Below are 11,581 nucleotides of genomic sequence, written 5' to 3'. Positions count from 1 at the left end.
ACATGACGCCGTCGGCCTCGGCTCCTAGGCGCCCCTGAGCGTCAGGCTGAGCACCGGCCAGGCGTGAGGCGTCCTCACCAATCGACCGGTTCCCTCTACGCCGCCAACGACCGTCTGATCCGTCAGCTTTCCTGCCCCTCCGCCGCCACGGAGGGGCGCAGTCACTCGCGTTCCGCGGAGGCACGGCTTCCTGACTCCGGCCAGGCCGAGCCCACGCGCGATCATGCTCCACCTTGAACCGGGCGTTGACGCTCTCAGCGAGCGGGTAGACCACTTCGACCCGGGCCCCGCGGCGACCTGAGCGAAGACTTCGAGGAGTCCTTGGGGTTGTCTCGCCGCGAACTACGGCGCGCTTGCGGCGAGATCGTTGAGCGTGGCGTTGACCACGGGCCAGCACATGTCCACCGTGTCCTTGTTGGGACGGTGGCCAGTTCGCTTCTCCAGATGGGGATGGACTGAGTTGCGGTAGTGGCGAACAAGGTCGAAGGCCATCTTCGCGTCGGGCTCGATCCAGCCGTTGGTATGCGCAAACTGCACAAGATCCTGTAGCCCCATGTTCTTGACCGGTTTCGGCAAGGGGCTCTGAGCGGTGCGGGATGTGGCGGCGTGCAGCAGCACTCCTTCGAGTAGGCTGCCCAGCATGATCACGGCAGAGACGTAGGCGCCGTGTTCGTAGCAAACGCGTGCCTCGTTGAGCCGGGTCTGCACCGAGTCGGCCAACGCCGGATCGTCTACCACGTCCTTGATCGATACCTGCAACTCGACCTGGGGCAGTCGTCGTGCGGCGTCGCCGTCGGGCTCCAGCTCGGTGAGGACGGGCCTGTTGCTGATCAGCTCGACCTGCAGTCCTTCTAGGAGTAGCAGCTCGTTGAGGCGTTCCAGGGTGGCTTCGAACTCGCGCTTCTGCCCGTGAAACTCGAGGGGGTCAGCCAGGCGGAGGACGGCACGCTCGATGTCCTCGGGGCTGTCCTCGCGGCGGTCGAGCATGAGCTGGGAGGTCCACGGGTGACGTGGACTGCCGTCGTGATCGGGGACGTGCTGCCACCCCGCGCGGCGGAAGAACCCTGGCAGCTCCCAGCCGCGCAGGTAACGCACAGGGCCGTCGTCGCCGCAGATCAGCCGGGCGATCTCGATCAGTGTGTTCTCGTCAAGCGGACCGGCCATGTCAGGCTCCTGCTTCTTGGGCGATGCTGCTGGTTGTGTCGTCATCTGCGTCTGCGTAGGGCCCTTGTGCCCTAACGGCCGTCGTCCTGGTCCGAGTCGGGTTGATCCGCGTACTCCTCACTGTCCGGTGCATTTTCGTCGAGTTCGATGGGGGCCCAGGTTTCCGATGTTTCGCCGCCCACGATCTCCTCCGCGACCCCTGGCTGGATGCCCATGAGCTCCAGGCGCTCCCATAGCGGGGCCAGTGACCCTTCCGGGTCCAGAGCGAACGTGCTGCTGCGTACACGCCAGAAGTTCCAGCCCGCCCGGCGTAGTTCGCGCTCGCGCTCGTAATCCTCTTGGATCTGCTGGGAGGTCCAGTGGTACGGGCTGCCGTCACATTCGACGGCAAGGCGGGCGTGCTCGCCTGTGACCACCAGGTCGATGCGCTTTTCACCCACTTGCCATTGGGGTACGACGTGGTATCCGTGCTCTCTGATCTTCCGGAAGACACGTTGCTCGAACAGTGAGCCGAAGGGGGCACGCTGCTCGCTGTCGGGTACGGCCTCCAGGTCCGGCGGTGGTTGATGGGTGAGTGCGGGGGACCGCATGTGGGTGATGAGCGTGTGGCGCAGGTCGTCGCTGGGCAGTTGGTCGGTGGTGACCGAGGTGAACAGCCACATCTGGTCGCGTGCACGGCTTGCGGCGACATTGAACCGGCGGCCGTCGGGAAGGCTGCGGATCTTGCGGATGTGGTTGCCATCGATCACCGTCGACAGCAACATCACATCTCTTTCGTCGCCTTGGAAGTCTGTGGCGACGCCGACCCGAATGCGGTGCCGTTCGCGGACGTCAGGTTCGATCTCGTTGTCGATGAGGTCGTCGATGAGCCGTGCTGAGGCTCCGGAGCGCATTGGGATGACGCCGAATGTCCGCTCCGCGTAGGCGGGATCCTGCGTCAACTCCTTGAGCTTGGCGACGAGTCGCTCTGCCTCCGGCCGGTTGACAAGACGGTCTCCGAACCCTTCGCAGTGGCCTTCGGGAACGTGTACGACCTGAAGGGGACGTAGACGGTCGGCGCCGTATTGGCGCAGCGGTACCAGGTCCTTGTCGTAGAACTGGTGCGAGGACCACTGGATAATCTCAGGCATGCAGCGGAAGTGCTCCGTCAGCATGATCACTTCGGTGTACCGGGACCGCAGCAAGGCGTAGAGGTTCGAGCCGGAGGGATCCAGGGCGTCACGTTGCCAGTCGAGCAGGTCGGGCAGTAGATCGTCGAGGCGGCGTCGTAGACGTTCGTGGTTGCTCGGCAGGAACGCCGGTACACACTGCCGGTCGTCGCCGACGATGATGACGCGCGGGGCCAGCCACAGCAGCATCAGGCCGTCGAGACCGACCTGGCTGGCCTCGTCGACGATCACTACGTCGAAGGAGTCCGGCTCCGGCGGGAGGGTGGCAGCAGCCTGCTTCACAGGCATGACCCAGGCAGGTACCGCGCCCATGGCGTCCCGCATCGCCGAGCGAGCGTTGCGCAGATGGCGCCGGGCTGACGGCGAGGTGCGGGACCCGGCGCGGGCCATTGCGTCGGCGTAGGAGCTGAGGGCCTGCTTCTGGCGGATCGTCAGCCGGTCCAGGCAGTGCCACAGGGCTCGGGTGGCCGCCAGCTGCTCCACGGTTTCGCGAAGGCGGCCCTCCACGTCGGCCAATTCCCCGTCGAGATGGCCCTCCCTGTCTTGGTCGAGCATGCGCTCGGTGAAGGCGTGGGACCGCCGCCAAGACCAAGCGCCGGCGAGTGCAGGCAGACGGGCGCTCCAGTGCGGCGCGGTTGGGGTGGACGTCAGCATGCGGGCAAGTTCCGCGTGGCCTTGGGCGAGACGACCGAGCAGCTTGCGGGCCTCCCGGCGGTCGGCCTCTCGAAGGTACGCCGCGTCGAGCGCCGCTAGGGCCTCCTCGTACGCCGCCACGTCGCGGGCGGCCATCGCCAGGTGCGCTTCTGCCAGCTCGGGACCACCGCGCGGACCCGGCTGCGGAAGAGCGTCTGCCAGGCCCTGGAGCGTACGTTCCGCCGCGGCAGCGGTGAGCACCCGTTCAGCGCGGGTGACCGCGAGGCGCAGGGCCTCCCAGCCATCGGGGGTGTGCACCGTCGCGTGCACCCCGGCCAGGAGCAGCTCGTCGTGGGCCGCCCGGCCTGCCACGGAGAATGTGTCCACGGCAGCCAAGTCCCGTACGCGGTCCAGGAGCTCGGCCAGAGCGACCCGAGCGGAGCCACTTACTCTGGGGGCGCCGACGTCTTGCCAGCGGTTGTTCAGCTCCGTCACGATATGCTCGGCGCGCAGTTGCGTGAGGACCGCTGCGAGGTCCTTCGCGCTGTCCGGCCGATGCCCATCGACTCGGCACTCCTCCAGCAGCTTCCGCGCCGGACGCCGGGTCCGCCAAGCCCAGATACTGCGGAGCTTCCCGCCGTCGTGCACGAACGACCACAGCGTCTGGCCTGTCGCGATCATGGCAGCGCGTTCCTCTGTGGTGAGGGACGGTACCTCGACGTGTCGGTGGCTCAGGGCGACGAGCGAGCTCTGCACTTCCTCGGCCTCGGCGCTGGCATTCCGCACCAGATCCCACAAGCCCCGCCTCTGGTCGGCAAGTCCATGCCGCAGCGCTTTGGTACGCCATTCGTCGGGATCCCAGTGCGCGAGGTCCTGGTTGAGTCCTGCGCGCTGCAAGGCGGCGGACGCCTTGTGCAAGTGCTTGTGCAGGGCCGCGACGAGTTCGGGTCCATGAGCAGCGAGAGTGTCGGCGAGCGGGTCGAGGGCATCGTCGAGGCGGGCCCGCTCGGCCGCGGCCAGGGTGTGCACGGCACTCGCGAGCTGTGCGGTGGAGGGTAGTTGCGCGGGGTCGGGGCAGAGGGTGCCGTGTTCGTCTAGGACCACTGGACCGTGGCGTTCGATCAGCGCCACGAGTCGGCGGGCCTCATCGGCGTCGATCGGGGGGACGTCGGCGGCGTCATCGGGCAGGGCAGGAAGCCAGTCGTATTGGACCTGACCTGCCGACACGGCTTCGACGATTTGGAAGAGCTGTCCCTGGTATCCCTCCGGAAGCTGGGTGTACTCACGCCACTCGACTTCTCGTAGATCGCGGAGTTCATTTCGCAGCAGGGCTCGACGCTCACCGAGCTCCGTGCGTTGAGCGTCCAGTTCCTCGGCTCGCTCGGCAAGCCGCTCCGTTGTGGTGGTCGCGTGTAGTCGGGACAGGGCGCGGATCGATTTGTCCAGTTCCTCGGTACCTCCGCGTCGCGGGTCGCCCTGCAGTACGCACAGGCCCCGCAGCGCGGGCGGGAGCTTGTCCCTGAGTACCCGCAGGGCCTGGTCCTTCTCGCTGGTCACCAGGACGCGTTTGCCGTCTGCGAGGAGTGCGCACGTCAGGTTGGCGATGGTGTGCGTCTTGCCTGTACCTGGCGGGCCCTGAACGACGACGCCGGTGTCGCGCTGCAGGCGGGCGAGCACGTCGCGCTGCGCGGCGTTCGTCGCCAACGGGAACAGTGGATCTGGCCCGAGTGCGGGAGCCGAGGCATGGCCGTACGTGGCGCTCCAGCCGGTGCTCTCCTGTACCTCCGGCGACACGATGAGCCGTGCGAGCCCCAGCGGGGCCTTCGCCCCGGTTTTGGCGAGCCGTTCGGCGATCTTTTCGTAGAAGCCGACGAGTGCACTGCGTCCTCGCTCGCGCAGCATCACGGCAGGTGCGGGCCGCAGAGCGAAGCCGGTCCCTTCGCGAGCTTCCGGCGGCGCCCACTCGGGATCGAAGCGGACTGCGGCATGCTCGCCCAGCGCCTGTTCAGCCCAGTCGACGAGCAGTTGATCCACCTCACCGGAAAGGGGATGGGGCACCTCTTCGGACTCAAGGCGCTCCCGAAGGCCCGACAGCATTTCAGTGCTGTAGCCGTCGCTCTCTTCCAGGAATTCTGTGTCCTCAAGACGCAGTCCGGCGCCAGCTGCCAGGGAGATGGTGATCTCGTTGTTCCGGTCATCGATCGCGATGGACAGCGGAGCGGTGAACAGGTGTCGGCGCACCAATTCTTGGACCTTGCCATCTTCACGCGTCAGCAGGCCGACGCCCAGCACCAGCTCATATGCGTCCCCCTCCTCGCGCAGCTGGCGGTCTATGCGGCGGAGTCGGCGATGTAGCTTGCGATACGGCTCGGCGGCGAGCTCGGCACTGGCCCACCGGCGCCAGGCTGCCAGCCATCGGCGGTACGAGTGCCGAACGTGCGGCGCATCCTCGACGGCGATCTCGGTGATCTCCACCGGATCGCCGTTCTCGTCTTCCGCCCAACCGCTGCCGGGACCGACGGCCGCCAGTGGCGGGTCCTGCCGTGACGCCTGCGCTGAGACGTCGGGCGAGACCCACCCCACCAATTCTTCAGGGATCGTTGGGGCGGCAGTCTTGCGCAGGTGCTGCACCTTGAGCAGTGTGCTGCTGCGGGTATGCCGGGCTGGTGTGACGCCAGCCGGGAGCGAGGACAGCCACAGCCTGTCCTGGTACTGCCCGCAATCGCGGACCGGCCGGTGGGTCGCCCGCACGATCTCCCGTACGTACTCGATGAGGTTGCGGGTCTGCCGGACGGTGGCTGCATCGCCCGCGCTGGGCGCGTGCTGCGCCATGATTCCCCCATGATCCTTTGGCGGTGGTGAACGGATCAGGATGAGGGTGTGGGAGCTGTCCAGCAAGGGAGAAAGCAGCAGATTGGCGTGAATATGCTCGAAGGTGTAGATGCTTCCTGGCCCGCAATATGCCATTCACGCAGCTGATTCCTCGGCTAGCCCTCCTTGAGAAGGGCGAGTTGAAGGCATGAGTGTGGGATTGCGATTGATCTCTGGCTAGAGGGAGGTCACGTAGCCGCGCGCGACATTGCTACCCCAGACGACTGGAAATCGACGACTCTTGGGCCATGGGGTGCCATGGCGGTCTCGGCTGCTTCGCAGCGATGTGGGCTTGCAGAGCCTTGTCTTCGTCTGCCGAGCCCAGAACTCGCCACAGAGAGTCGGGGAGACTTTCCGAGGTTCCGGGAAGCCGTGGTCGGTCCCGGCCGCAGCGGTCGCGAAGTCGCTTGACGCCAACACGCGCCGGGCGTGGTGCGCGGCAACCTCACTCTCCTCCAGGCCGCCGCCGTCACCGACCGCTGGGGCGCAACCACTACGGCCGCCTCGCCGGGCCGGTCGCCGTCGCCGCGGCTCTGGCCCTGTTCGCTGGCGCGGCCCTGGCCGGGCCCTTCGGCGGCTACTCGGGTCTGTTCTCGCGCTCGCACTTGTCTCACGAGCAGCAGTCGTCGTTGCGCTGGGAGGAGCGTCCAGAGATCAGATGACCTGCAGAACGAAGGGAGACGCAGACCGGGAGGCCTCCGATCGTGGCTGCCGGGATCCACAAGGGCGACACCTCCGCGTCGGGCGGCCCTGGCCAATGCGCCGTCAGATGGCAGGTACGCCATCAGACTTGGTTCATGGACCTTGACCGTGCGGATGCCGCTCTCTTGGTTTCCGTTGGCGCTGCTGTAGGCGCACTATGCAACATGGGCATCGCGGCCCTGACCTGCGTGCGGGTGAAACCCAATGTTCGCGTCACCGTTGAGCACCACGGGATGAGCCCGGTAGCCTCCCAACCACGGCAAGAGCGTAAGTACCGTTTCCGAATCCGGCTGAAGAACCGTGGCGTCATCGCCATCGGGGTCGAGCGTATCGAGGTCATCCCTATCCACGGTCCGTGGTCGCGACGGTGGGACGGGGAGAAGAAGCGAGTGAGTGGCCGATGGCTCCCGGACCCCAGGGCGATCGAACCTCTCAGTGGCTTGAAGCATTACGAGGAGGTCCGCCCCAGTGCTCTGCGGCACAGCGGGAAGAACCCCCGACGCGTGTACATCAAGGCGTGACTCACCAGCGGCTCGAAGGTACGGAGCGCTCCAGTCAAGGATCTGTCGGGCTTGGTGGTGGACATCGGGCCAGACGTCCCCGAGCCGGAGCTTGAGCCGCCCGTCCGCGGGTGGCGCCGGTGGCTTGGACGCACTGGCCCCTAGGCCCAGGGCCCAGCGCCGCGTGGGCTGCGAACTCGGCTCCGCCTCCGCGGTCGCCGACTCCAAACAGACCCTGCTGTGCACGTACCTGTCCGCCGTCCTCCTGGCCGACCTGGTCCTCAGCGCTACCTCGGCTGCTCCTGGGCCGATCCGATCGCTGCTCTGCCCATCGCCGTCAAGGAAGGCCGCGACGCCTGGCAGGGCAAGGGCTGCTGCGCGGCCCTGGCAGCTGCGGTCCCGGCTCAACGGCAGGAGACGGACGTCTGCGGCTGCCGCACTGGCTGTGACTGCTGCAACTGACCGGCCCCTGCAGGCGAGGTCGGGAACAAGGGCGAGGCTGACCATGTCGCTCTAGACGAAGGCCAGCGCGCGGAAGGCGTTGCGGACGTCAGTCAAGGGTTGGCGGTCGCGGGTGGTGTAGAGCTTGTTGGTCATTAGTACCGCCCACCGCCCTTGCTTGGGTGAGATCCACATGCCGGTCGGTGAAGCCGTATTGGACCCAGATGTCGTCGGCGAGGGAGGTGCCTGGGGCGGGGTGCCAGAAGAGGCCGCGTGCAGGGGCCAGAGTGCCGGTCTGGTCACCAGTCCAAGGTGAGTCGCCTGGAGAACGGCAGGGGCACGGAAGACGTCCGCATCCTGCGCGAGGTCGCGCAGGTGCTGGCGATTCTGCCGCAGCACCTCGGCCTCGCCGCCGCTTCGGACCCCAGCCCCGCCGACCCCGAGACAGAGGACATGGGCCGCCGGACCGTTCTCGCCGCAGGCATTGCCGCGCTCGCGGCCCCAGCCATCCCGAGCGCCGCTCATCGGGACCTGGTGCAGGCTCTCTTGCCCGGTGCGGCCCGCGTGACTGCCGAACCGGTGCCGGACCTCCAGAAGCTGCGGGACCAAGTCGCCGGCGTACGCCGCCTCTTCTACACCTGCGACTACACGAAGCTGGAGGGCGCGCTGCCCGGCTTGATCGGGCAGCTGCGGCAGGCCATCAGCGACACCCCCGGATCGAGCGACGTATCCAGCCTCCTCGCCACGGCGTACCAGACTTCGGCGAGCCTGCTGCTCAAACAGAGCGACCAGGGCAATGCCTGGCTCGCGGTCGGTCGTGCCATGGCCGAGGCCGAACGCTCCGGTGCCCCCGCCGTCCTCGCCTCCAGCGTCCGTGTCCACGCCTACGCCCTGACCCGCGACAGCCGCTACGTCACGCTCGACGGCCCAGACGCCTGGGCCAACTTCAGCCCGACCAACGTGGCCCTACTTGGCCTCAGCGCGGCCGTAGCCTTCGGTGACGCGGGCGTCGCCTTGGAACCGCCCCCGCGGTCGAAGAGCTGCTGGCTCAGTTCATCCGTCAGGTGCGCGAACACCCCGATGAGGGGGGTGATAGGGCTCGTTGAATCTGGGTGTGACCGCGCTTCCGTGACGGCTACGGCCGGATGAGGATTCTGGCCCGTAGCAAAGGGAACGATGCCCGCCCGTACATCTGCCGCTTGATCGTCTTGATGCGGTTGACGTGGCCTTCGACGACGCCGGAGCTGTAGGCGAGGGTCATGCCGGCGGTGACGGCGTCGAGGTCCTGGCGGAGGAATCCGGCGAAGCCCCGGATGGGTTTGGGGCCGTCCTGCTCAGCCTGTCTGATCCAGTCCAGCAGGAGGTGGCCGCGCCGGTTGCGGACGAGTTCGGCGAAGACGCGGGCGAAGTCGCAGGCCGCAGCGATGTCGGGGCATGCGAGCCGGACTCGATCGAGTCGGGCGGCGTCCTTGTCCTGCAGGGTCTCGCGAGATCGCATAATCCATGAGGTGATCTTGCGGGGACTGGGGATCGGCGCGGGGGCGGGGACGGCGGTGCCGTCCTTGATGCTGGCCACATAGCGGCAGACGACATGGCGGCTGCCGCCGTAGCCGCGTTCGCGGACTTCGCGAAACAGCCGCATTGGGCTGGTGCAGCCGGCCGCGAACCGGGCCTGCAGATAAGCGGTGAACGGATCGATCAGGCCGGGGCGGCGGTCGCGGGCTGATGTGATCAGCACGTCCAGGTCCGTCTCCTTGAACCGTCGCACCGTCTTGCGGTCCAGGCGGAGACGGCGGGCGATCGCGCTGATCGTCCATCCCTGGTCGAGCAACTCGTGCACGTCCTGGTGGCGTTGGCGGGTGCGGGCCACGATCGCGGTTCGGGGCAGGGCGACCGTCTGCGGGGCGATGTTCGGCTCCGGTGCCTTGGCGCGAGGGCCGTTGTGCCGGTCGGCGTGTTTGCGCAGGCAGTCGCGGTGCTGGTGGCAGGTCTTCTCCACGGCGGCGGACAGGTTCGCGAGCAGGTGCCAGCGATCAGCCACCTCGACCGCGGCCGGAGCGGCCTGCTGGATGGCCCGGGTGAACGACGTGGCCCGGTCCCGGCAGACGATCTCCGCACCCGGATGAGCTCGCAGCCAGGCCGTGAGTGTCGCGGTCTCTCGGTCTGGCAGTACGTCGACGGGCAGCGAGCCCTCCACATCGACCAGGAGGGTTCCGTAGGTGCGGCCCTTGCGGAAGGCGAACTCGTCCACGCCGAGCACGCGTGGTGCTCTGGCCGGCACGGGTGGCGCCTCCAGCAGCCCGAGCAGCAGGCTCCGGCGCCCAGCCAACAGGAGCTTGTGGCACAGGCGTTGGCCGGGGCGGCCGCCCAGCTCGACCGCGATGGCCCGCAGCAGATCGCGCATGGGGAGTGTCGAGCGCTTGCGGCGCTCGCTCAGTCCCCAGACCTGCTCTACGAACGTCCGCCTCGGGCAAAGCGGCTGGTCACAGCGGAACCGTCGCACGAGAAGCCGGATCACCATCTGCCGACCGCCCGCCGGCCGGTCCGAGAGGTGGCGCCAGTAACGGCTGTGAACCCGCGCAGCACGAACGCCGCAGTCCGGACACCGGCCCGGTCGACCGCAGCCGACCGCGTCCACCATGAGCACCGTCCCCACGACGCACAACTGCCGAATCCGAACCGCCAACCCCGGAAACAGCACATCCTCAAAGGCGTTTACCACCATGAACTGGACGTGCCCAGGAGGAACGATCCAGAAGTCCACCGCCGACCGTAGCCGTCACGGAAGCGCGGTCACACCCAAAATCGCGGATCCTCATCAGCGTCTGGGCAAAGCTGTTTCGGACGGGGGTGAACGGCCGTTGGCGAGGTTCGTGAAACCCCCAGTCGGCCTCTGCCGTGCGCAGCAGGATGTGTGCATGCCGTCCAGGATCAAGTTCAGCGGCGCCGAGAAGGACATGACTCTAGAGCAGCTCGAGGACGCCATCCAGCATGCGCGCAACGCCGGGGCCAAAGGTGACCGCTATGTGTACGCGGTCCTCAGCACCAGCGGGAAGATCAAAGAGGTGGGCGTGGACATCGGTGACAGCGCCGACTATTAGCCGACCCTGACATCACGCTACTTGGGGGCATCGCCCCGGTCCGCGCGTACACTCCCAAAGTCCTGCCGGATGTGCTCTGCGGGGTCCTCGATCCGGGGCCAGCCTTCGACCGTGCCGTGCCCTGGCCGAGGTGCCGAACGGCTATTGGGTGATGGACGATCGGTCGACGCTGATGGTGCGCATCACCTTCTGAGCGCGAGGTCAACGGCACGGGTTTGGTTCCTCCCGTGCGGTGCGGCGTCCTCGTGGTGTCAGGTGGCGCGCTTCACGTGGCGGACCAGCCACATCAGCAGGGCGTCCAGGTCGGCGGCGGCCGAGAGGACCCGGTCGACCGCCTCGGGGGTGTGCAGCCACTGATCGCAGCCGAGGGGGCGGGCGGCGATCAGGGATCGGTGGCGCAGCAGGTCCGTACGGGAGTGGTCCGTCGGATAGCCGCGCGGGGGGCGTTTCATCACGTCCCCGGAGATCTCGTAGCCCTTCTTGCGTACGTCCTCGACGATGGCGGACAGTTCGCGGCCGCTCGCCTCGGCGGCCACGGCTTTGCGGAACATGTCCACCTGGCCGGGATCGGGGTACCACCAGGCGCCCTGGATCCGCAGGCCGTCCAGGGAGAACCGGAGACTGATCTCGATCTTGCGGCCGAGCCGAATCACGGCGCTCTGGTGCTGCCACCACCAGGAGTCGGTGCGGTAGTGCCAGACGGAGAAGTCCTCGTACCGGGGGTCGCTGTCCGCGACTTCGTTGAGCAGGGCGATCATCGGCTGGCGGACCAGGCGTTCGCGGTCCGCGCGGCAGCGCTCTCGTGTCGCGTGGGTCGGCTCGCCCTGAAGCTGCCACAAGACGTCCATGGCCTGCTCCGGCCAGCCGGTGAACTGTCCGTGCATGCACGGAGGTTAGCTCACTCATGAACCGTTGGAGCGGAGAGTGAGACGGGCAGGGAGGCGTAGCCCTCAGACAACGATATGAAGCGATCGGTGAGATTGTGCAGCCGGACGTGAGA

Annotated in this window: 5 protein-coding genes and 3 pseudogenes; 3 read left to right on the top strand and 5 right to left on the bottom strand. The window is 67.4% G+C overall.

What is annotated here, in order from left to right:
* Nucleotides 1-342: 342 nt before the first annotated feature.
* Nucleotides 343-1,209 carry a hypothetical protein gene (locus tag ACIBKX_RS14095; protein ID WP_363275758.1) on the bottom strand — a complete coding sequence of 289 codons (867 nt, stop codon included), beginning with the start codon at nt 1,207-1,209 and terminating at the stop codon, nt 343-345.
* Between the two features lie 26 nt (nt 1,210-1,235).
* A complete protein-coding gene (locus tag ACIBKX_RS14090; RefSeq protein WP_363275759.1) occupies nt 1,236-5,798 on the bottom strand; it encodes an AAA domain-containing protein in 4,563 nt (1,520 codons plus the stop codon).
* Between the two features lie 1,413 nt (nt 5,799-7,211).
* Here ACIBKX_RS14090 and ACIBKX_RS14085 point away from each other — a divergent pair.
* Nucleotides 7,212-7,501 (top strand): annotated as a pseudogene (locus ACIBKX_RS14085) (cation transporter); the annotation flags it as partial.
* Between the two features lie 51 nt (nt 7,502-7,552).
* On the opposite strand, the pseudogene ACIBKX_RS14080 reads toward ACIBKX_RS14085, so the two are convergent.
* Nucleotides 7,553-7,778, bottom strand: a pseudogene (locus ACIBKX_RS14080) (serine hydrolase); the annotation flags it as partial.
* Between ACIBKX_RS14080 and ACIBKX_RS14075 the strand changes: the two are divergent.
* A pseudogene (locus tag ACIBKX_RS14075) lies at nt 7,727-8,500 on the top strand (transcriptional regulator); the annotation flags it as partial. The pseudogenes ACIBKX_RS14080 and ACIBKX_RS14075 overlap by 52 nt on opposite strands.
* A gap of 115 nt (nt 8,501-8,615) precedes the next feature.
* On the opposite strand, the gene ACIBKX_RS14070 reads toward ACIBKX_RS14075, so the two are convergent.
* Nucleotides 8,616-10,244, bottom strand: coding sequence for an ISL3 family transposase (locus ACIBKX_RS14070; RefSeq protein WP_363275760.1), 1,629 nt, complete (start codon nt 10,242-10,244; stop codon nt 8,616-8,618).
* Nucleotides 10,245-10,398: 154 nt separating this feature from the next.
* Between ACIBKX_RS14070 and ACIBKX_RS14065 the strand changes: the two genes are divergently transcribed.
* Nucleotides 10,399-10,581 (top strand): hypothetical protein, encoded by a 183-nt coding sequence (locus tag ACIBKX_RS14065; RefSeq protein WP_399375760.1) that lies wholly within the window; start codon nt 10,399-10,401, stop codon nt 10,579-10,581.
* A 251-nt stretch (nt 10,582-10,832) separates the two neighbouring features.
* Here ACIBKX_RS14065 and ACIBKX_RS14060 read toward each other — a convergent pair whose 3' ends face one another.
* Nucleotides 10,833-11,465, bottom strand: a complete 633-nt coding sequence (locus ACIBKX_RS14060) for a DUF2461 family protein (RefSeq protein ID WP_363275762.1) — start codon at nt 11,463-11,465, stop codon at nt 10,833-10,835.
* Between the last annotated feature and the right edge of the window lie 116 nt (nt 11,466-11,581).

Source organism: Streptomyces sp. NPDC050658 (genome assembly GCF_044457025.1).
In the GTDB taxonomy this organism is placed as follows: Bacteria; Actinomycetota; Actinomycetes; order Streptomycetales; family Streptomycetaceae; genus Streptomyces.
The sequence above is the reverse complement of the archived record's forward strand: the minus strand, read 5'-3'. Positions and strand labels throughout refer to the sequence as shown.

What these genes read in the sequence shown, in the direction of transcription:
- ACIBKX_RS14095 (WP_363275758.1), bottom strand. Translation starts at nt 1,209, where the DNA reads ATGACGACACAACCAGCAGCATCGCCCAAGAAGCAGGAGCCTGACATG.
- ACIBKX_RS14090 (WP_363275759.1), bottom strand. Translation starts at nt 5,798, where the DNA reads ATGGCGCAGCACGCGCCCAGCGCGGGCGATGCAGCCACCGTCCGGCAG.
- ACIBKX_RS14065 (WP_399375760.1), top strand. Translation starts at nt 10,399, where the DNA reads ATGCCGTCCAGGATCAAGTTCAGCGGCGCCGAGAAGGACATGACTCTA.
- ACIBKX_RS14060 (WP_363275762.1), bottom strand. Translation starts at nt 11,465, where the DNA reads ATGCACGGACAGTTCACCGGCTGGCCGGAGCAGGCCATGGACGTCTTG.